Consider the following 20,414-nt stretch of genomic DNA (forward strand, 5'->3'; position numbering starts at 1 on the left):
AAAACCATACATCCATATTGAAAAGGTTGATGAAGCAATAAACGATGGTATTGTGAAATGTCTTCAGTTATTAGGGATTGGATCACATGTAGAATATGTAAAGGTAATTTTGCCAAATAGGGATCAAGAAATGAAAGCAACTTCGAATAAATATATCCAATTACTTCAACAGAATGGTATACAAGAAAATAGCTGCTACAATGGAATATTGGTTTTTCCCGTTACATTTAGGAATTGGTTTGATCCAGAAAGGGAAATAGTAATATTCGAGGATAATCTTAAAGGGACCTTAGCTTCTAAAAATAAAGATAAAGAATTGTTAGCCAAGTCAAATTTCATTTCAGAGGACGAGGTAACAGTTATACAGAATCTAATATTTCAAATTAGTCCACATATAAAGAAAACTGACATGATACAAACCTTAATAACAATTTTTAAAAGAAGGAACATAGATATTCATTCAGAATTAAACGATGATGTATTTGATGATGTTAATAAGATACCAAGGAAATTCTATGGTTTAGTGATTAATATTCTCCAAAATCTATTACGTGATGGGAGTAAGTCAAAAGGAGCTGGGGTATACCAGCGGAGCTGACAATACTCGAAAATCGATCGAGAACTATTTTCTTGCTGTGCATCCGTGATTACAAGCTTTGAATAGATTTCTAATAACTTTGGCTTCCATAACTTTGAACGAGTATGAACTGCTCAAGCGTGGGAAAAACAAAATGTTACAATAGCTAAAAAATAAAATCGGATTAAATGATTGTTTAGGGGAGATTGGTTCTCCCCATTTTTCATCTTCAACTACTTAATGGATTTGGTCATAATATTCCATTTCTTCAAGAACCTTTGTAACTTGAATTTCCTCGTATTTTTCATCAGGTTCATTATCACCGTAATAGTAGTCAATTATGGGATAATAATGATTAGCGACTTTTTGTGCCCTAACTATTTTGATTTTGTCTCCCATTGAGATCAAACCTTCAGTTAGATCACTTTTTAATTCCTCAATAAGTTCCTCATAATCATAAGAAAAATTCATTCTACCTCCACAAACAGAGGGAAGATAGTTTAAGATCATGTACGGTGAACCGTATCACAAGTGATGGTACACAAGATTAGGAAAGAAATTGTACTTGATAGTAGCTATATCAGCAGATTAAGACGATAGTGTTAGTTGTCCGGCGAACAAAGAATATAAAATAAAGCTTTTGTTCACCGCTGTTTTTGTTGAACTAGCGCTTTCCGTTACTCCAAAGGATTAGCTTTAAGTATTAGTTGTCACTAGCGAAGTTTGAGTTAAAAATCCCTTGGCTTCAGGATCGATAATATAGTTTTTTACAATGACGTAAAGGACCAATAACATACTGATTCCAACCAATAGTCGGTAACGTGATTTGGTGTTATTCAATGGATCGTAACCTTCTGTTTCAATTTTTGACAAGATGCTGTTCTCCTCGGGGTCAGCGCTCTTGTCAACTAAATGCAGAGGCTTAGGCTTCCAATGTCTTCAAAAAAGCAGATACATGATCTTTAATGTAATGAATATGCCGATTATCAGCTTCCAGTTTGCTCAACATAATCCCGCCTTCAAGCGCGGCCATAAGAAAAGAGGCTGCGCCATCTTGATCGATGCTCGATTTGAATTCCCCATTCGTTATGCCCTCATACAAGATGTTCTTGATAAATGATATAAAGTCTCGCATGCGATTCTGGGTTTTCTCGCGCAGCAATGGATGCCCATCATCGTACTCAATGGCCGCGTTCATCACGGGGCAGCCTCCCACAAATGGAGGAGAGTCAACCACATTGCTGTACAGTTCAAACATACTGATCAGTTTTTCCATAGCAGATTGCCGAGAACTGACAGCTGCTACAAATTGCTCGAATACAGTGTCGGCGGCATATTCAAAGGCTTCCATCGCAATTTCATCCTTATTGACGAAATGTTTATAGATGCCCCCTTTCTGAATTCCCGTAGCATTTATGATTTCGTTGAGAGAGACACCAGCATATCCTTGAAGGTTGAAAAGCTCGGCTGATTTGCAAATGATGTGTCTTCGGGTTTGCTCACCTTTTTTCATATCCTTCACCTCCAGTTTGCATCATTCACTGAAATGGGAGTGATGTTTCGCTACTTCGATAATCGGAATCAATTTCGTATCGTTTTTTTTCTGAAGTTGGTAAGTAAAATGCTCGATCATTTTTTGATTAATCCCGAGTCGTGGATAGTCTTCGATGATCTGCTGGAGAAGATCCTTTGGAAAAAGATCGACCCGAAAACCTGCATCAACCATAACCCCTAAATGTACCAGAGCAATCTCAGGTTGTTTTTTTTCTGCTTCGACCGTGGCGTGCAGTTCGACCGCTTTTTGTACGATTTCCGCTTTTTCGATTGGATAACCATGTTGAACCAAGAAATGGCAAGCCGCCTCTCCGCCCTCGATTTCAAAAGTACGCTCTCTGTCTGCAAATGGTTCGGTCAAGCCCAAGTCATGCATGATGGCACCGAGATATAGCAATTCCATGTCAATGTTCAGATCATTCTTCTGAGCTATCATATATCCAAAAGCATATGTTCTCATCAAATGATTGAATAATGTTTGGGTTGAAAGTTCTCGCACATAATGAGTGGCATCAACCGACAGCTTGCTTTCTGGAACAATAAACAGTGAAGTCATGTATTACTCTCCTTTGTGTTAGAAAAATATGTGTTTCTATGCTAATGTAAAAAGATACCGTTCGGTCTCTTTTTGCATTAGCATACTTCTATTTCGTTTTCAATAGTTGCTGCCGCTAGCATCAATATTGCCGCCATACGCGTTAACTCTCGCTTACGTAATCATAATTTTCTTGCTGCAGCCAGCTATCATGCAACCATTTCTCAGTAACTCAAACCTCGTAGCTTGAAATAGGCAGATAAGCCTTGAGATAACTTGGCAAACCGGCAATCCATTGTTGAAGTTGACTTTGGATCAGTTTTGTAAGCTTCTTGTTAGCCTTTGTGGTTACTTCATTGATCAATTCAGAAGTTATTGTAAGGCTACCACCCAATCTAAGGCGCTAACTTCATCGCAAAGCAAATAAAACAAACCTCCGAGTGTACGGTGGTAGATGCTTTGTCGATGCAGCTATGCGAGCAGAAAAATACGATTGTCGTATGACTGACGAGCAGATTGTATGAAAGTCTTTGAAACTCCTTTTGCAAGCGTAACAAGGATTTAGCGCACTTAAAGAAGACTTCTATGTCCCAACGCATGGAGTAGATACGGATGACTTCCTCTATTGTTAAGGTCAGGTCGGGTGACTTTTCCTTTCTGAGTTCATTTCCAGAATCGATGATCACACCAGCATTTCTTCCATCCCAAGACCCTCCCGGATTTGATCGGAAACAGTTTCATGAGGTGGTTCAATGCAGAAGCATTATATTTATATTGCAGTCATCAAACATCTATCTGGTCTTACTGTTACATGCTATGCGGTGAGCCTTATCATAAGTAACGGCAAGTATTTACAAGCATTAACAAAGTAGTTGCCTTGAAATAAAGTTCGTAATGATTAGATTTATATATTTAACTGGGTGGGTATGTTTAAAGGCATTAACTTTGTTTAATAATATTGGCGGTGTCAGTAATCGCGGTTGGGCACGGCATCTCGTCCAAGCACTTATAGTAAATTAAAAGTGAATACTGATTGATGGAGGAATCGATATGACGCCCCACTCGGAAAGCAAAGAGTTAGTAATAACGCGTGAGATTCATGCGCCACGCGAACTTGTATTCCAAGTATGGACTGAAGCAGAGCACCTGAAGCACTGGTGGGGGCCGAAAGGGTTTGAAATAAGTGTAAAGCATCTCGATTTTCGTGAGGGCGGATTTTTCCACTACAGTATGCAAGCTCCTGGTGGCAGTCGAATGTGGGGTAAATTTGTGTACCAGGAGATCAAGGCTCCCGAGAAGATTGTCTGGATCAACTGCTTTTCGGATGAGGCAGGAAACATTGTCAGGTCTCCATTCAGTGATTTGATCCCGCTCGAAATCCGAAATAAGGTAACGATGAGCGATAATAATGGTACAACCCAAATAACCCTTTGCAGCCGACCGATCAATGCTACTGAAGAAGAGCGCAACTTCTTTGAGGGGATGTTCGATTCCATGAAGCAGGGCTTCGGGGGGACCTTTGATCAGCTTGAACAATATTTGTCGGAGGAAAAAAACTAGCCAAAGCGTCCAATAGGATGTCTTTTTTTGGTCCAAAGTTCCGTGAGCAGAAAAGTTATCTTTACACTTGCCGTTACCCGCTGTTTGAACATTAGCGGGTGCGGCATTTTTATTGTCCGCACAGCTTAACAATGATAATCGTTATCAATAATGGTAAAATAAACAAGAGTCCTCATCTGCTTCTGATCAAGAAGCTGCACAGGATGTACAACGATCGATCTTACGTATTACTGGCAAACGACTATTGAAATGAGGTATGCAACGTGAAAATCGATGTTAATCAGTTAGCGGAGCATTTGGCACACATTCCTTTTCAAGTAGAAGGAGTATATCGATATGCGAAAAATCCAGGTGTACCTTACGCTGAATATACAGATTCTTTTCCTGGGTTTGTGTTTCCACTTACAGGGAAGGTACAATTTCAATTTAATGGAACGCCTTATATCTTTTCGCCAGGAAAAGTTGTGCATGGCGGTGCAAGAATGAAACTAGCTCAAAAAATGTTCGGTAACACAAACTGGGAATATATCCTTGTTTTATACCGGATATATAACTCAGAACTAGAAGAGACAAGCTTTTCCCATCAGCATTTTGAATTATCAACGGGTCAATCTCCTCGTCTGATTGAATTAATTATGCGCCTTTGGCATGTGTATAATCAGCCTGGTGGCATATCGATGTTTCAGACCGAAATGCTGTTTCGTGATGTACTGAATGAAACCTTATTATGTGTTGTGAATAGGCAGAATAGCTGTGAATCACAAACTTTGTTCGAACGGGTATCTCATTATATTCATGAATACTATGATCAAAGCCTTACAATAGCATCGCTTGCAGAACAACATAACGTGAATCGAAATCGACTGTCTTATGTATTTAAAAGACATGCAGGTATGGGACCAGCGGAATACATATTAAAACATCGTATAAACATGGCGCAAGAAATGCTATTTACAAGTGGAGCGTCTGTACAACAAATTGCGCAAACGGTTGGAATTGCTGACCCGTTTTATTTTAGTAGAGTGTTCAAGAAACAACTTGGTATCTCTCCTACTGAATATCGAGAGAAGTTCATCAATAATCCATGCTAATTTCAACAGGCATCCATTCTCATCTAAACATTCCTTTTCTATACTAATGGCAAACGAAAGATAACATGATGTTGGAGGAATTTTCGTATGCAAAAGATGAAAGGCCTGCTAATCTCCATGTTATTAGTAGCAGGCATACTGGGAGGTTGTAATGAAACACCTGCTGAAAATAAAGGATCAACGACAGAAGGCGCATCTACAACAGCAGGTAAGGTAGATACAACTGAATGGCCAAGAACATTTAAGGATGCCTTAGGTAAAGAAATTGTTATTGAGAAACAACCAGAGAATATTGCTTCATTATGGTATTTTTATCCTGAAATACTAATTGCATTAGGTGAGCCGCCTGCTGCTTCTACTGAAAAAGAGTATCTATCTTCTTTAACCTATTTAAAAGGAAAGCTGGATTCTGCTGATGAATTAGGAGAAAAATTATCACCTAATATTGAAAAAATCCTATCGATAGAGCCTGACATTATTTTAGCAACTGAGAATCATGAAAAAATGTATGATTCACTAGGAAAGATTGCGCCAGTCATTACGTTAAAATCCAAGGACATCTATGACGATTGGCAATATGGACTCCGTACAGTAGCCGAGATTATTGGAAAAGAAGATGAAGCGGAAAAAGTCATTGATAAAATGATGAAAGAAATCACAACTGGGCGCGAAGCATTAAAATCGATTAAAGGAGAGTCAGTAGCCCTTATATTGTCGTGGGATGGAAAAACGTTTAATGTCCTAGGTGAAGGAAATCCGGTCTATATACTTGCGTTTGATAAAGAGAAGGGACTGGGACTTACACCAGACCATATATTTAAAGGTACGACTAATAAATTTACTACGTTTGAAGGAATATCAACTGTTGAAGCAGACCATATTTTCCTTATCGGTGACATTACCAAAAAGGAAAAATTAATGAATGACTTAAAACAAAGCAATGTATGGAATAATCTCAATGCCGTTAAGAAAAGAAATGTTCATTTAATGGATGTGTCCGCTATTACTGGTGGCCCATTAGCTATCGAATACGCTTTACAAAATATAACAAGTGCCTTGCGTAAGCTCTAAAAAGGCGAGAAAAATGAGGAGGGATTCATATATGCATTACCAAGCTATTAATCTGAATGAGAAGCTATCTACATTCAACGATCTCTGGTCTCCGAAAGTCATTGCTGAAATAAATGACTATCAATTTAAGCTCATTAAGATTGCTGGGGATTTTATGTGGCACGAGCATCAAGGGACGGATAAGGTATTTATTGTGCTCGAAGGAGAGATGTTCATTGCTTTTCGTGATGGCCAAGTGAAAATTTCCAAGGGTGAGATGTTTATTGTCCCGGGGGGAGCCGATCATAAGCCTTTCGCCGAAAAGGAATGCCATATCATGTTGGTGGAGCCTAGAGGCGTAATAAACACTGGCGGTACTGAGTCCGAATGAACAGCAGCCAATGCGAAAACGCTATTCATAGACACACAGCTAAAACTACTTTTGCTGGAATGAGATGTTCTGTGGCAGCTCCTTCTTACTTTTCGCCGATAGATCCGTTAAGGTGAACCTTATCATAAGTAACGGAAAGTTTTTGCTCAATGCGATTCTTTATGAAGTTTGGATCTTTCGGGCGACACGTTCCGCAAGCTCGGAGGACGCCTGGTACAGGTAGCCGAGCACGATATTTTGCGTTTCGGGGGATATACCGGCAAGATCGACGGCCAGGTTATCTACCAAGTGTTCTTGCTGCAATGGGGCAAGGGCACAATAATACTCACCGGCTTGCGTGAAGTCGTCTTGCTTGGGAATGTTGGACCGCACGAGGCGTCCTTCCACGAATCTCCCGTTGCCGCTGGTCACAAGGGAATCGGGCGTCCAGTTCTGCTGATGATTAATCGGAATCTTGCGGAAATCCGGACCAAGCCGTCGTCGCTGCGAATCCGAATAAATATTTGCACGCCCTTGCAGTATCTTATCGTCCGATAACTCTGCGCCTTCCAGCAGGTTGGAAGGGGAGAAAGCCAACTTTTCTACTTGCTCCATATAATTATCTGGATTGCTATTTAATACCAATCTTCCTACGGGGTGCAAGGGATATTGTCGCTTATCCCATACCTTAGTACTATCCAACGGATCATAAGGGAGAGAGGACTCATCTTGGGGGTTCATCAGCTGCACGTAAAGCCCATATTCAAACGTTTTGCCCGCGTTCAGCATATCGTATAAGTCCTTGCCGGCAAAATCCGGATTCTCGCAAGCGAGCCGGGCTGCTTCTTGACGGTCAATATACTGCACACCCGCAAGAGGCATCCAATGATATTTCACGTAAGTGCGGATACCTTGCCCGTTTTTCCAGACGTAAGTATTGACGCTGTGCCCCGGGATGTGTCGAAGACTCTTGACAGTTCCCGCGTCGGAGTAGAGATGGACGAGAAAGGTTGTGGATTCCGGTGCTCGGGCGACGAAGCTCCAAAATCGTTCCGGATCGATGAGGTTGTTAACGGGCGATGGCAGGAGGGCATTGATAAACTCGGGAAAGCGGATGGCGTCTCGGACGGGGAACACGGGGATATGGTTAAAGACAAGATCGAACACACCTTGATCCGTGTAGAACTTGGTGGCGAATCCTCTCACGTTACGGGAAGTATCCGGCGTGCCTTTGTTGCTGACAGCTAAGGAGAATCTTACCGCGACGGGGACCTGCTGACCCGGATTTTGCAAGAAACAAAGCTGCGTGTAAGCCGTCATGGCATGCACGGTCTGAAAGTAGCCGAATGCGCCATAACCTTTGACATGCACGGGCCTTTCCAACAATTTCGAATGGATGAAAGTCTCCAGCTTTTCATGCAGCACGCTGTCCTGTTCCAATACAGGGCCTCGTTCACTCACCGTCTGCGAATGAACAGCATCCGGAGTATCTCCGGACCATTTGTTAGAGAGAGTTCCATTGTTCTCGTTCATCTTTCAACCTCCCATGCCCGAATGCGAATTATATGGATATATCAAAATGTATGAAGAGCTACTATGCGAATATGACAGTGCGGCGTAATATGAACGGGTTCGATAGTTCAATAAAAACAGCGGCGAGTCTAAGACTTTATTTTCAGGTCTTAAGTCGCCGCTGTTTCATGTATTAGGCTCAGTCTAAAACTAATTTTCGGAAGGCTGGGAGATTTTTTATCCGTGAATTGTGTAGGATCAACTACTCCAGTCTAAAACTTAATTTTAACTGAACACCTAGACGAGGGCTTGTTTCAAACTGTCTACTTGACAGGGGTAAGACCATAGAAGGAGGGCTTCTTTTTCATCATCGTATCGTGTCAAAATGATAGTCTACTTTTTATTCAAACGAAATTTATTTAATATTATTGAATATTCAAACTTATCACTTAACACTAGGAGTTGCTAGGTATTTATCATAAATATGAACGACTTCTTTTCCAAATTGTAACGCCATTTTAGCAGTGAAGCGAGAAGCTTTTGTAAAAAATCTATTATTTGGGGTTTGCGAGAAATAAGCCAAAGAGTGGTCTATGGAATCCAACGCTCGATTTTGTTCTCCCAAATGACAAAGGGATTCTGAAAGAGTTAGGTGTGCCTCAGCCAATATATGTTCCGTGGTGTGATTATCAATGGCTTCCTCACATATAAGCTTTGCTTCTTCATATCTCCCTAACTGATTATACACTTTAGCAAGTTCAATACATGAATTGCTCATCCAGTGGATTGATCCTATTTTTTTGTGAATATCAATAGCCTTTTGTAGATGTTAAATAGCTAGATCATATTTTTCTATACATCTGTAAATAATTCCTAAGTTGTTATTTACCCCTGCAATTCTAGCTTCTTTTTTAGGATCGTTGTAGTACTGTAAAATATTTAGAGCTTTCTGGTTAGCTGTTATTGCTTCTTCATACTGCATCAAGTGTCGTAAACATACGGCTATCCCCATATAAATATCTCCACTTTTATAAAGTGATGAGTAATGTAAATTTAATTTCTCAGCCTGTTGGAATCTTTCTAGGCCTGAGTGATATTCACCTAGTCTTTCATGCATATATCCAAGGGCATAGTAAAGAGTAACTCTAGGTATTCCATTTACTTCATGTTGGAGAACTAGCTTGTCTGCCTCATGTAGAAGAGCAATAGCCTTTTCAGGCTTTTCAATCGAGGCATACAGTTCTCCCAGCGAAGTCAAAGGACGAATAAGAAGTAATGGATCAGGATCATCTGCTTCTCTCGCTAGGTTAATACTTTCTAAAAAATACGCAGCTGACTGATAGAAATTCTGTTCGGACCGTGCAAGAGCACCTTTTCCCCATACATAGACGCTTTTTTCTTCTTGGCTCAGTTCCACGTTAGAAAGTCGGAATAAATACTTATGTGCTTTTAGCCAATCACACGATTCAATATTAGTAACCAGACCACGAATATTTCTATGTATGTTTACCTTCGCTATTTCCTCTCGGTTAAAGTCTTTGTGGAGGTCTGGTAGGGGTACCTGTAAACGTTCAGCTATCTTTGTAAGCAACTCAGGTAAGGGTAATGAGTAGCCCTTTTCCAGTTGACTAATATAGCTACGACTGCATATCCCCTCTGCTAATTCCCCTTGTGTCATTCCTAATTTCGTTCTGAATCTTTTTATCTGACTGCCAATCACATTCACTACGATCACTCCAAATATTTTATTTACACAAATTGACATTAATTAGTAACGAGTATACTATGAATTTAATATTTTTCAACTTTTAGATCGGAGGTGTTTTCGTGTGAAAAAACGTCTTACGATTTTATCTCTAGCCGTATTGATGTCACTTGGATTGTTAAGTGTAAACTGGCTTCCTGTTCAAGAAAATGCTGGATTCATCAAGCAAATGTCAGATCAGATTGGTGCATAACATCAAAAAATACTCCCCGTTCTATTTTCGAAAGGGGAGTATTTTTTTTGTTAGGAAAACAAACGATGTTAGGAAAATGGGTGAAATGTTTATTTTTTAACAATGATTTACAACTATTACCTTTGTTGGTAACATTAACTTATTACTAACCAAGGAGGTGGGGATAAATGAAATGTCTTTAATATGGAGAGAAGAACATCATCAAATCATTAAGAAAAAATAGGATGAACCTTCATGCCGTCCAAAGCTTAGGAACATCCTATTTATGAGCGTCACTTGGAACTGCTCCATTTAAGTTTAACACCTACTTGTATGCAAAGGAAAACAAAAATTTTTATGGATACGGAGCTTTTTCAGTCAGTACGTCCACAAAAAATATTTTAATTCAAAAGGCTACTTTTCAAGTTTTGTAATTTGGAAGTGAGCTAAATGGAGGTTATTGTATGAAGAGATTTGTTGCGATGTTTTCAGCTTTTGTACTACTATGTGGAATCATATTGCCTTCCGCGGCATTTGCCAAAATAGCTGAATCGGAAAATGTTGAAAGTTTTGAAACTGATTTTTTATCAGATGAACAAAATGAAGAAGGACTATATGTAAAACAAGGAACAAAAGTAGTCAATTCCATTGTTCTAACTAGAACAGCAAATGATGAGGTTGGCACAGTAATTAAAAAAATTGAAGATTTATATGATTTAGATGGGGATTATATTAATACCAAAATAACAGCACAGAGTTTACAAATAATTTTGATACAGGAGTAGCCGAATCTAAGGTTTATGAGGAAGAATTAAATCAAAAAAAAGCTATTAGGAACAAAACAAAAACCCTATTGAATGAAGAAAAAGGGATAGATTATAAAAAGTTAGAATTCGTGGATAAAGAAATGAAGAAGTTTGAAACTAAAAGACAGTTGGCAAAGAGTAGTGGGAAGGCTACTTGCAAAGGTGGATCAGTAGATTGTGCTGGCGCATATGATACTTACTATAACTATGATAGAACCACTGGAAAATTTATAGTACAGGCTCTTAGTGCAAATGCACACGAATATGTGAAACTTAAAGGGAGTACTCTTGGCAGCTCAAAAATGCAAGTAGTTTATCGAAATTTCAAAAACAAGCTGATGAATTTGAATCATTCATTATTGATTATATGGATTACGACTTTTATGAAGATACATTTGAGTGGTTCGTAGCTTTGATGGGATTAGCAGGTTTAGTTCTTGGATATGGCACAGGACCAGCTGGGTGGGTAGCCATTTGCGTGTTTTATGCTGGGGCTTATTCAACTTTCCAAACGCTTACTTCGAAAGGATATGCGACTCTAAAAAGACTTAACTATAGTGAAAATGCCGCCAAGTATAATCAAAATTGTAGGGAGCTTTTAAGATATAAAAATTGGGAAGATGTAAAAACGAGTTTAGTTGATGGTTATTGAGTTAAGAAGCCAAGATTTTTTCTTGGCTTTTATGCTTTTTAATATTAAGTGCACAGTTAAAATGAAATGGGGTGAATAAAATGGTTGTCAGAACTAGAATAAAGCTAGGTTTAATATTTTCGGCGTTAGCCTTAATAGGAGGTTTAGCATTGTTTTTTTATGAAACCTACAATGGCAGAGGAGGGTTTTGGTTATTTAATTTAATAAAAAGAATTTCCATAGGGGGGTGCTTGTTAACCTATTTTATTTTAGCGTGGAAACATGGAAAATGAGAAGACATAAAACAAATAAATTGATGATGGGGAGTAGGTTACAGCTGAAAAGAAAAGCAAGGTTTCCTCAGATGAATTTAGCAAAACAAAAGCCCTCTAAATTAGGGCTTTTTTGTGCGATCCAAGAAAAAGAGGGTAGAGGAGTAATTGAATCTGCTTGGGGATGGGTAGATAAATTTGATTCAACGTTTAAGCGGATCAAGCTAAAAAACGATGAGGATTTTTGGTGGATTCCTGTAGAAGATGTGATTAGTGTAGAACCTTGTTTAAATATAACAAACGCTACGCTGGATATTTTCTCTCTACCAGCCAACGACTGTGAATACAGCCCACGTAGAAGCCGCCACTTTTATTTTCCAGTTGCTCCTTTATTTTTTTAAAGGTAAGAAAAAAGAATTCTTTACATACCTCGTTTTTGAAACTATAAGGTAACCCTGTTGGTATGACGGCAAAGTCATTAAGAATCTCATGATATAAGAGGACCCTATATATTTTATGGATTATTTATTATGGACGAATCTCGATAAGATATTTTAAAGGAGTAAAAAACAAGTGGAAACTCTTCCTAATTGGTTTTGGATTATATATTACTTATTTTTGTTAACAACATTAAAAACGGCTTTATCCAGCCTTGTTAAAAAACAGGTTTTAAGAATAGTATCTAGTTTTACAATTATTTTTGTGTGTACGATTCCCTTAATAGGTTTAATTCATAGTATTGAAAGACAAGATGGATTAAATGAGTTTGAATATTTTAGAGGTCAATTACAACAAGGAGAGATGTGGACTATTTATTCAATAGTAGGATACGTATACCTACTTGTGTGGTGGGGGCTAGTAATCAGAAAAGAAAAGATTAATTAATATATTGAATAACATATCTTGAAATCAGTTGCTTCACTGCTTGAATTAAATCTTTCTTTATTAAAGGGTAAAGATATGTAATGTAGTCAGCAGCCGGATTCTCTTCTTGAAGATCAGAGAGATATTTAGTCACTTTAACATAACCAGCAAGGTGTCAAATTTACTCGATGAAGAGTAGAATATTGGTTTAACATCAACAAATATATTTACAGGTCGTTGGCCCTATACTATAATGTATTCAAATTCTATTTGTTTTTTTTTGGCCATCTTACAGTTGAAAAACTTGTAAGTACTGAGCAGTTAACCAAAATAAATCAGCTCTTTGTGAGCACATGTACCCAATATGGGTTTATGTGTTCATAAAGAGCTTTTTTTGTTGCCTATACATTAAAAAAGAGTACTCGAAGTGTAAATGATTAGTCAGCTGAAATGTTGAAGCAAAATAGATCAGCAACCTAATACTAGATATGAGGATGTGGTGTTCTTAGAAGTACTTCAAGTGAATAATTGGTGGTTACATGTAAACTTCCCACGCTATTAATCAGCTAATTCAAGAATTAAAAATACTAAAAAACAATATATATCAAAAAAATTCTCAAAACTAAAGGAGTTCATTACATGAAAAATCAATTAGCGCATTGTTACATTGACACTAATACTAGCAGTATTCAATGTACGACGTATGAACTTATTCAAAATAAATTGGTTCAAATACGTAGTAAAGAATACCAAGATCTAAAGAAGGAGTTTTATGCTGAAAAAAATAAAATGAGAGCAATACTGAATGAAGGTGGTTGTTTTCTTTACATGAATAATCCAGTCATGAGAGAAACAGCTAAGCTAATGAAGAGGTATCTAAGTTGTTTAGAAAAGATGAATAAATGCAAGGCAAGAATGAATCAAATTGAAAAAGAGATAAACCAACTAATTAAACGATAAGAGAAAGATCCCTTACTTTGATGTAAGGGATCTTTCTCTTTAAAGGGAGAGGTACTAGATGAGTAAGGTATACGGGATTATAACAAATAAAATCATAAAATTATTAGAAGAAGGAGTTGTCCCATGGAGAAAGCCTTGGAACTCAATTGGATTGGCTGTTAATTGGGTTACTCAAAAACCTTATAGGGGAATAAATACCATGCTACTTGAGCCTGGGGAATATGCCACAAAAAAACAAATCAAAAATGCTGGAGGTAAAATAAAAGAAAAGGAAAAAGGACATATGATTGTTTTTTGGACATGGTTAGATGTTAATGACGATGAAGACAGTAATGCCGAACTTGACAGTGAGACTACAAAAAAAATACCGTATATCCGATACTATAAAGTTTATGAAATCAATACACAGTGTGAAGGTTTATTAAGTAAAAGAAAAGACAAGGAAGTATACGATCACAACCCGATTGAAGAAGCGGAAGCCATTATAAAAGGATATAGAAATGCTCCTACAATAAAGTTTGGCTATAATAGAGCTTCATATAGTCCTCTCTTTGATTTGATTAGAATTCCATCGATGTGTGATTTTAAAAGTGTCGAAGAATTTTATAGTACGCTATTTCATGAATGTTTGCATAGTACTGGGCACAGAACGAGACTGAAGCGTAGCGGTATAATTGGAAAAATTAGCTATGGTTCAGAAATATATTCTCGGGAAGAATTAATTGCTGAATTAGGTGCAGCCATGCTTTGTGGCGTATGTGGAATTGATAATAGCACGATTGAGAATAGTGCCTCCTATATTAGTTCCTGGTTAAGAAAACTTGAAGATGATCCAAAATTAATAATTCAAGCTGCTGCACAGGCACAAAAAGGAGTGGATCTGATTCTTGACGTCCAGTATGATATCTAATGAAAAAGAGGAATATCAAGTCTCTTTCTTGATACATTAGGTTAATATCAGTCGATAAGGTTAGTTTAGGATTCAAAACCTTAAACATAGAATTGAATACTAAAATCAAAAAGGAAATCTGGAATGGTAATGAACAATTAAAATATTATAGAGATTAAATCCATAAACAATTATCAACATCGTGATGAAGATGGATGGCCAATGTTTTACAACGCTTTTCTTGAGTAGTGAGAGTTGTAATCCCTAAAATGACATGAAAAGTCCCCTTTTGGCGAAAGGGGACTTTCTTAATACTCTGACTATCCATACAATATCTGGCGAGTGTTTTTTTCGTTGAAATTTTAGTTTGATGAATCAAAAAATCCTAAAGGATACAGATGATCAGACTCAGGAGATACATCTGTAATCTTCGTAAATAGAGTATCAAAGTTTTCTTCTGCAATTAAGTGGTCTACAATAGCTTCAATTGTCTCAGGCTTGACGTTATCGACTAGAACCATGTCACTAGCCCAAAAATAGAGTCCACTCATATTTTCACTAGATGTTTGATTCTTTTTTGTAAGTGTTTCAATATTTTTATAAGTAAAGAATGATGCAATGTACCTTGTTCTATCTGGAAAGGACACTATGACATCAGTATTATCATCGTATGGATCAAACTCTGCTTCACATTCTTCTGATTCTATCCATATACATTTTTTTTGATGTTTTTTTACATGATTCATTCAAATTGCCCCTTTAATAGTTAAAGTAATTACTAGTTATATAGTTTCTTCAAACGGTTAATGACATCCTGTTGATTGTTTTTATCTGATTTACCTAATATCTCAAAAGTATCACCTTTTAATCTATAATAAACCCTAGCCCCTTCTTTTCCTCGTAATTCAAAAACATTCCCAAAGACAGGTTTTGTTCCTTTGCCTGGCGTATCATGACCTCTTAAAAATCGTTCAACCAAATCATTTGCTTCTTTCTGAACCTGCGTATTTCTCATAGCTTTTTCTGTTTCTTTTAAGATCACTCTATCTTCATCGATCCTTGACTTTACAAAATATCTCCCAATCTTCTGCCGTCCTTTTAGGACATCATTGGCAAGATCAATTACATCATCACCGTATTTTTTCAGTAAGTCATACGTTTTTTTTCCGACTTTTGCTCCCTTTCCAGCAGGAAATAGAGAGAGTATTGCGAACCCTTTTTCTGCATCACTAGCTTTTGGATCAAAAATTGTTTTTACATCATCTAAAATTAAGAAATCCAGTCCTGCTTTGGCAGCGTCTAATAAAAAATTACCAGCATCAACTAACCATCTCTTACTAGAATCTATCCAATCAGAAGCCGTATCCTTTAAATCATCCCACCATGAACTAGAGCTAGCTGAAGCGCTAGCAAGATATAGTTGCTTACCTTCTTTTGATATTTGAATCCTATCGTTTTGAATATTACCTTGCAGATTATCATTGTTACGTTGTTCCTGTTGATTTCTTAAAGCCATTACTTCTTTTGCGCTGTTCATATTTTGCCTGTAAAAATTTGAAGCACTAGAAACTGATACCATGTTCATCCTCCTAATATTTTTTGGGATAATAGTAGATATACAAATATATCCAAATAATATATCGGAAGACTTCATGGTAATATTTAGTATTAAATAGAAAAATATATTTTTTAGTAAAAAAATGCATATATAAATATATACGGACAATGATAGCTTCCAGGCAATTCGCGGAAATTCTGTGGTTAGCGGACTAATTCGTATTGTTCAATCTAATTTGAATGAAAGAAAACCCTTTACTATCAAGGGTTTTCTTTGTTTTCCTTGCGGGATGTTAACGTCTGGATCGGAATCGTTTGCGGTGATGTTAACGGTAAAGTCGTTGGTGGTGATGGTAATGCGTTGGTTTTCGGTTTTTCACCACCCTCACTATCACGAACAACTATCGTGAAGGGTAATACTCCTGCCGTTATATTAGCATTTTTAAATGTATAGCTTACGGGCTGATTCTTACCAATCGCTGTCCAATCTTTTTTTACTACGTTGTTTAGTTTAACCTGGTATTGCAACGTCCGCTTCGTGTTCGACCTCCGCTCGGATCCACGACCGCAGGTGTACGTGAAGGTAACGGTCTCGTTGTAATCACTCTCTTAAACGAGCCACCGAAATTTACACTTTCGACTCCACCTGACAATCAAATTTTAAAAGAGAACGATAAAGTAAACATCCAAGGAACTGCATCAGATTTAAACAACGGGGATATTCTTGTATTCAAATGTCAAATCAACAACGGCACCACTAGGGCGTTGCAATCTGGAGTATCCAACGGTAGAACGCCTATTTCTTTTGCCAAGACACTAACCTACCGAGGCGGTAGACTGTTCGATGATACCTTGGATGTATCAGGATTTCTGGCAGAGGGAACCAATCATACGTTGTCGATCTGGGTTGAAGATAACCAAGGTGGTAAATCTGATGTCGTCACCCGTACTTTTACCGTTAAGCACAATAAAGCTCCTATTCTTACCGTTAGTACTTTCCATGCTGTTCAATCTGGTTTAATTCCACCGGATTCTATTACTCTCTCAGGTACGGCATCCGATCCAGACGGAAATACACTCACGGTAAAAGGTAAGCTCAACAGCGGTACAGATCAAACATTACTTAATGGTGTAACAAGTGGAAACTGGTCTTATACGTGTAAAGTGAGTGATCTTAAAGCGGGGTCTAACACCGTGACCATAACGGCTACAGATCAATTCGGAGCCTATACCGTAAATACTTTTACCATCAATAACGCTGTAACAGAAAAACCTATGAAGAAAGCTGTTGCCCGTTATAAAATCTTAGCACCGAAAGGATCAGCTAGAGAAATACTTGCTTGGTTAAAGAGAGAAAAAGGCAATCAGTCGTTGATGCTGAAGCTTCTTTTGTAGATAAAGGACTGCCAGAGCAATATACAGCCATGACCAAGGAAAGTGTTGATCTTACTACTTCAATTACAGAAGATGAGTTGATAAGTACTGTAGCTACAGCAAAGTCAGACGTTACATTCAAGCTGACATTGAGTAGGACCAATGTAAGTGCAAAAGAAGCAGCTGTCATGCTAGTGGGGGTGATTAGCTAGTGGAATATATCAAAAGAAATCCAGACGGGACACTTGGCGGTGTGGTGGAGACTCCTGGGCATCATGAGCCGTTACGTCCGGAGTTATTAGCGGCACTAGAGGCAATAACAGAGTTAAGCAGGGAAATAGGGTTATTACACACTACGATAGAGCAACTGGAACAGCGAATTGTTGAACTAGAGAAAGGAGGTGCTGAGTAATGTCAGTTAAAAAATATATGATACCTGTATATGCTGTGCTTGTGAAATCAGGCGAGTGGTTAATTGATCCTATGGGAACGGAAGAGAAATCTGTACCAGAAAATTATCAAGTGCCAGTCGCTGAATATTTAGCTTTGCAAAAATAGTTACGCCTTTTCCGATCTGGAGAGGGCGTTTTTTCATAGGGAGCTAATAGGCTCCCTTTTTACTTTTGCCCCAAAGGGGGTGATAAGGAGAGGGGAAGCATGGAAGAAATGATTTACAAGGGGGTGATAAGGAGAGGGGAAGCATGGAAGAAATGATTTACAAGGCAGTGATGTCCCAAGGGCCATTTGCTCTATTATTTGTATGGTTGCTTTTTTCTACCAAAAAAGATGGAAAAGAACGTGAAGCAACACTCATGAAACACAACGAGAAAATGGTGATTCAGCTCGAAAGAAATACAACTACCTTGCAACAGATTGAACGGAGTTTAGCTGAACTTGGTAGTGATGTCCAAGAACTAAAAGAAAAGGTGGGATAAGGAATGGAGATGACCACTGATATCGCTACATTAGCCGCAATTGTTGCGGCGCTTACGGGTGTGGCTAAAGGCTTTGGGGTTCCAAACAAATTTGCTCCATTAGTTGCTATGGCTTTTTCGGCCCTTTTCGTCTTTCTTCCAAACGGAGGATTAAAAACCAATCTACTAACAGCGGTGGTCGTGGGATTAACAGCTGCGGGAGCTTATAGCTATGTAAAACCGGATGGAGGGAACAAGCAATGAAACCACAAGACTTTATAGTTAAGATTGCACCTAGTGCTGTAGCAGACATGAAGAAAACTAAGATACCTGCATCCCTTACAATAGCTCAGGCGATCCTGGAATCAGCTTGGGGGGAAAGTGGACTAACCAAGAAAGGAAACAACCTCTTTGGCATCAAAGGAACAGGCCCAGCAGGCGTTTGCGCTATGCCTACAAAGGAGAATTACAACGGTAAATGGACAACTATCACAGCTAATTTCAGAGCTTACAATAATTGGGGAGAGTCTATTGCAGACCATTCTAAACTAATCTTAAACGGTACAAGAGACAAGCCAACGCGCTATCATGGCGTGATAGGTGCTAATTATAAAACTGCTTGCCATGCTATTCACAAAGGAGGATATGCCACTGATCCGGATTATCCAGGTAAGCTAATTGGATTGATTGAAAAGTACGGTCTAGCTAAATATGACAAGGAGGAAATAACGATGAAACCAGAGGTAGCGAACGAAATTATAGATATTTACTTACAGGCAGCATGGCATACAGCCAATGAATGGAATGACCAAGCTCGAAAAAAACGTATTGGGCAATTGGCTGATGAGTTGCGCGTCGCGAGTGGACAGGAACCACAGAATAAAAATTAGTTGATGAAATCTGTCAGCAACCAAGTTGATTTATATGAGATTTTGTAACAGAATTGGGCTACTAAAAGTGAGGGCTATCAAGTGTTAACCATGTACAGAAATAATTAAATGGTGAAACTGAAAGGGATTTTTAGGATGTGAATAATAAAAGGTTTCCAACAGAGAAGTAAAATCTAAACTGTTGGAAACCTATTTTATAGCCTTAGTGAAACTTTCAAAAAACTATATGCCTATTGTTTAGAGTACGTAACTTTGAAGGATTTAGTTCCAGTCGATTTACCATAATATTTAAAGGTTACTGTGCTTCCCGTAACGTTAAAATAATTATTTCCAGCTTGAAGTCTAGAATTCGTAGGCACCCCATTAACATGGACCGTTACATCAGATACATTACCTATTGCATGAACTACAATTGTATGACTACCATACTTACCTAAATCCAGAAAGTCTGTACTGGAACTAGAATATCCAGCAACGTTATGCGTAACCGTCTGTCCAAACTGTACATCTCCATATGCTGTAATTTCCTTAGGTTCAGAGAATTGAGTTGAAGCTGATGCTGGAACTGCGGCTGTAATCATTGCAAGTACTCCTAAAGCAACTAAAGCTTTTCTCAAAATGATCACTCTCCTTAAGGGTTAGGTTATTACCTCTTAATTATATCATAATATTTGTATAAATGTAAATATAATACATTTTTTAAAATTTATTTTTTATTGTTTACCAGATTTATTGAACATGTAATTTTACCCATTGCATAGACTCTTCAAGATTTAATAAAATAAGAACACATATTCGTATTTTAAGGAGATGTTTTGATGGCTAGCAAAATTCTTGATCCACTTGTAACGAAATTCATCTTGCCAGAACATGCAGAAATGTTACGTCAGTATCACGAAGATAAGAAACTGATTGAGAAGCCGATCATTGAAGAGGATGAGCTAGCCGAGTTTTGTTACAGGATATCTGACTCACGTCAGTATGACTATGCCTTTACAATTAGCTGTTGGAAAGAAACGAAAGAGGGCAGAGGCGTTATAGAATCCGCTTGGGGATGGGTAGAGAAGTTTG

At 38.1% G+C, this 20,414-nt stretch carries 31 protein-coding genes and 2 pseudogenes; 21 read left to right on the plus strand and 12 right to left on the minus strand.

Annotated elements, in window-relative coordinates; translation table 11 throughout:
• Positions 1-598: hypothetical protein (locus tag O0550_RS23215; protein WP_258427323.1), on the plus strand; the 598-nt coding region annotated here is incomplete at its 5' end.
• Between the two features lie 216 nt (positions 599-814).
• Here the strand turns inward: O0550_RS23215 and O0550_RS23220 are convergent.
• From O0550_RS23220 to O0550_RS23240, 5 genes and pseudogenes are all read right to left on the minus strand, one after another.
• Complete coding sequence (locus O0550_RS23220) at positions 815-1,048, minus strand: hypothetical protein (protein ID WP_050816526.1); 234 nt, start codon at positions 1,046-1,048, stop codon at positions 815-817.
• 225 nt (positions 1,049-1,273) lie between these two features.
• Complete coding sequence (locus O0550_RS23225; RefSeq protein WP_231503543.1) at positions 1,274-1,450, minus strand: hypothetical protein; 177 nt, start codon at positions 1,448-1,450, stop codon at positions 1,274-1,276.
• A 49-nt stretch (positions 1,451-1,499) separates the two neighbouring features.
• Positions 1,500-2,090 (minus strand): TetR/AcrR family transcriptional regulator, encoded by a 591-nt coding sequence (locus tag O0550_RS23230; RefSeq protein ID WP_258427324.1) that lies wholly within the window; start codon positions 2,088-2,090, stop codon positions 1,500-1,502.
• 21 nt (positions 2,091-2,111) lie between these two features.
• Entirely contained in the window at positions 2,112-2,687 is a 576-nt protein-coding gene (locus O0550_RS23235) for an HD domain-containing protein (RefSeq protein WP_258427325.1), read from the minus strand.
• Positions 2,688-2,898: 211 nt separating this feature from the next.
• A pseudogene (locus O0550_RS23240) lies at positions 2,899-3,313 on the minus strand (IS4 family transposase); the annotation flags it as partial.
• 403 nt (positions 3,314-3,716) lie between these two features.
• Here O0550_RS23240 and O0550_RS23245 point away from each other — a divergent pair.
• From O0550_RS23245 to O0550_RS23260, 4 genes are all read left to right on the plus strand, one after another.
• Positions 3,717-4,226: an SRPBCC family protein gene (locus tag O0550_RS23245; protein ID WP_258427326.1), complete on the plus strand. Its 510-nt coding sequence runs from the start codon at positions 3,717-3,719 to the stop codon at positions 4,224-4,226.
• Positions 4,227-4,489: 263 nt separating this feature from the next.
• Positions 4,490-5,317 (plus strand): helix-turn-helix transcriptional regulator, encoded by an 828-nt coding sequence (locus tag O0550_RS23250; RefSeq protein WP_003333729.1) that lies wholly within the window; start codon positions 4,490-4,492, stop codon positions 5,315-5,317.
• Positions 5,318-5,404: 87 nt separating this feature from the next.
• Positions 5,405-6,388: an ABC transporter substrate-binding protein gene (locus O0550_RS23255; RefSeq protein ID WP_258427327.1), complete on the plus strand. Its 984-nt coding sequence runs from the start codon at positions 5,405-5,407 to the stop codon at positions 6,386-6,388.
• Positions 6,389-6,419: 31 nt separating this feature from the next.
• Positions 6,420-6,758: a cupin domain-containing protein gene (locus O0550_RS23260; RefSeq protein WP_003333727.1), complete on the plus strand. Its 339-nt coding sequence runs from the start codon at positions 6,420-6,422 to the stop codon at positions 6,756-6,758.
• Between the two features lie 159 nt (positions 6,759-6,917).
• On the opposite strand, the gene O0550_RS23265 is transcribed toward O0550_RS23260, so the two are convergent.
• From O0550_RS23265 to O0550_RS23275, 3 genes are all read right to left on the minus strand, one after another.
• A complete protein-coding gene (locus tag O0550_RS23265; protein ID WP_258427328.1) occupies positions 6,918-8,270 on the minus strand; it encodes a catalase in 1,353 nt (450 codons plus the stop codon).
• A 424-nt stretch (positions 8,271-8,694) separates the two neighbouring features.
• The gene (locus O0550_RS23270) at positions 8,695-9,027 is read right to left on the minus strand and encodes a hypothetical protein (RefSeq protein WP_258427329.1); all 333 of its coding nucleotides are present in this window, start codon (positions 9,025-9,027) and stop codon (positions 8,695-8,697) included.
• A gap of 51 nt (positions 9,028-9,078) precedes the next feature.
• Positions 9,079-9,975, minus strand: a complete 897-nt coding sequence (locus O0550_RS23275) for a helix-turn-helix domain-containing protein (protein WP_258427330.1) — start codon at positions 9,973-9,975, stop codon at positions 9,079-9,081.
• Between the two features lie 103 nt (positions 9,976-10,078).
• Between O0550_RS23275 and O0550_RS23280 the strand changes: the two genes are divergently transcribed.
• The 8 genes and pseudogenes from O0550_RS23280 to O0550_RS23315 all read left to right on the plus strand — a co-directional run bounded on the left by O0550_RS23280 (position 10,079) and on the right by O0550_RS23315 (position 14,629).
• Positions 10,079-10,207: a hypothetical protein gene (locus O0550_RS23280; RefSeq protein ID WP_003343593.1), complete on the plus strand. Its 129-nt coding sequence runs from the start codon at positions 10,079-10,081 to the stop codon at positions 10,205-10,207.
• A gap of 443 nt (positions 10,208-10,650) precedes the next feature.
• Positions 10,651-10,971: a hypothetical protein gene (locus O0550_RS23285; RefSeq protein WP_003343591.1), complete on the plus strand. Its 321-nt coding sequence runs from the start codon at positions 10,651-10,653 to the stop codon at positions 10,969-10,971.
• Positions 10,972-11,039: 68 nt separating this feature from the next.
• Complete coding sequence (locus O0550_RS23290; protein ID WP_258427331.1) at positions 11,040-11,402, plus strand: hypothetical protein; 363 nt, start codon at positions 11,040-11,042, stop codon at positions 11,400-11,402.
• A 2-nt stretch (positions 11,403-11,404) separates the two neighbouring features.
• Positions 11,405-11,644, plus strand: a complete 240-nt coding sequence (locus tag O0550_RS23295) for a hypothetical protein (protein WP_258427332.1) — start codon at positions 11,405-11,407, stop codon at positions 11,642-11,644.
• A 394-nt stretch (positions 11,645-12,038) separates the two neighbouring features.
• Positions 12,039-12,176 (plus strand): annotated as a pseudogene (locus tag O0550_RS24880) (YolD-like family protein); the annotation flags it as partial.
• 292 nt (positions 12,177-12,468) lie between these two features.
• Positions 12,469-12,780: a hypothetical protein gene (locus tag O0550_RS23305; RefSeq protein ID WP_258427333.1), complete on the plus strand. Its 312-nt coding sequence runs from the start codon at positions 12,469-12,471 to the stop codon at positions 12,778-12,780.
• Between the two features lie 618 nt (positions 12,781-13,398).
• Positions 13,399-13,719, plus strand: a complete 321-nt coding sequence (locus tag O0550_RS23310) for a hypothetical protein (protein ID WP_003343588.1) — start codon at positions 13,399-13,401, stop codon at positions 13,717-13,719.
• A 58-nt stretch (positions 13,720-13,777) separates the two neighbouring features.
• Entirely contained in the window at positions 13,778-14,629 is an 852-nt protein-coding gene (locus O0550_RS23315; RefSeq protein ID WP_258427334.1) for an ArdC family protein, read from the plus strand.
• A gap of 341 nt (positions 14,630-14,970) precedes the next feature.
• On the opposite strand, the gene O0550_RS23320 is transcribed toward O0550_RS23315, so the two are convergent.
• From O0550_RS23320 to O0550_RS23330, 3 genes are all read right to left on the minus strand, one after another.
• Entirely contained in the window at positions 14,971-15,354 is a 384-nt protein-coding gene (locus O0550_RS23320) for a hypothetical protein (protein WP_003343584.1), read from the minus strand.
• Between the two features lie 32 nt (positions 15,355-15,386).
• Positions 15,387-16,187: a hypothetical protein gene (locus tag O0550_RS23325; protein WP_003343582.1), complete on the minus strand. Its 801-nt coding sequence runs from the start codon at positions 16,185-16,187 to the stop codon at positions 15,387-15,389.
• Positions 16,188-16,426: 239 nt separating this feature from the next.
• A complete protein-coding gene (locus O0550_RS23330) occupies positions 16,427-16,693 on the minus strand; it encodes a hypothetical protein (RefSeq protein WP_003343580.1) in 267 nt (88 codons plus the stop codon).
• Here O0550_RS23330 and O0550_RS23335 point away from each other — a divergent pair.
• The 7 genes from O0550_RS23335 to O0550_RS23365 all read left to right on the plus strand — a co-directional run bounded on the left by O0550_RS23335 (position 16,688) and on the right by O0550_RS23365 (position 19,343).
• On the plus strand, positions 16,688-17,560 hold the full coding sequence (locus tag O0550_RS23335) for an Ig-like domain-containing protein (RefSeq protein WP_003343577.1): 873 nt from the start codon (positions 16,688-16,690) through the stop codon (positions 17,558-17,560). The genes O0550_RS23330 and O0550_RS23335 overlap by 6 nt on opposite strands.
• Entirely contained in the window at positions 17,506-17,751 is a 246-nt protein-coding gene (locus tag O0550_RS23340) for a hypothetical protein (RefSeq protein ID WP_050816525.1), read from the plus strand. The genes O0550_RS23335 and O0550_RS23340 overlap by 55 nt, the downstream gene beginning before the upstream one ends.
• Complete coding sequence (locus tag O0550_RS23345; protein WP_003343573.1) at positions 17,751-17,951, plus strand: hypothetical protein; 201 nt, start codon at positions 17,751-17,753, stop codon at positions 17,949-17,951. The genes O0550_RS23340 and O0550_RS23345 overlap by 1 nt, the downstream gene beginning before the upstream one ends.
• A complete protein-coding gene (locus O0550_RS23350; protein ID WP_003343571.1) occupies positions 17,951-18,097 on the plus strand; it encodes a CD1375 family protein in 147 nt (48 codons plus the stop codon). Before O0550_RS23345 ends, O0550_RS23350 begins: the two co-directional genes overlap by 1 nt.
• A gap of 143 nt (positions 18,098-18,240) precedes the next feature.
• The gene (locus O0550_RS23355; protein WP_003343569.1) at positions 18,241-18,474 is read left to right on the plus strand and encodes a BhlA/UviB family holin-like peptide; all 234 of its coding nucleotides are present in this window, start codon (positions 18,241-18,243) and stop codon (positions 18,472-18,474) included.
• A 3-nt stretch (positions 18,475-18,477) separates the two neighbouring features.
• On the plus strand, positions 18,478-18,717 hold the full coding sequence (locus tag O0550_RS23360; protein ID WP_003343567.1) for a hypothetical protein: 240 nt from the start codon (positions 18,478-18,480) through the stop codon (positions 18,715-18,717).
• Complete coding sequence (locus tag O0550_RS23365; protein ID WP_003343565.1) at positions 18,714-19,343, plus strand: glycoside hydrolase family 73 protein; 630 nt, start codon at positions 18,714-18,716, stop codon at positions 19,341-19,343. The genes O0550_RS23360 and O0550_RS23365 overlap by 4 nt, the downstream gene beginning before the upstream one ends.
• Before the next feature lie 230 nt (positions 19,344-19,573).
• On the opposite strand, the gene O0550_RS23370 is transcribed toward O0550_RS23365, so the two are convergent.
• A complete protein-coding gene (locus O0550_RS23370) occupies positions 19,574-19,924 on the minus strand; it encodes a hypothetical protein (protein WP_258427335.1) in 351 nt (116 codons plus the stop codon).
• Between the two features lie 237 nt (positions 19,925-20,161).
• Between O0550_RS23370 and O0550_RS23375 the strand changes: the two genes are divergently transcribed.
• Positions 20,162-20,414, plus strand: a 253-nt coding sequence (locus tag O0550_RS23375; RefSeq protein ID WP_258427037.1) for a YolD-like family protein, incomplete at its 3' end; no start/stop codon positions are given.

This window comes from Brevibacillus halotolerans (assembly GCF_026891775.1).
GTDB lineage: Bacteria > Bacillota > Bacilli > Brevibacillales > Brevibacillaceae > Brevibacillus_B > Brevibacillus_B halotolerans.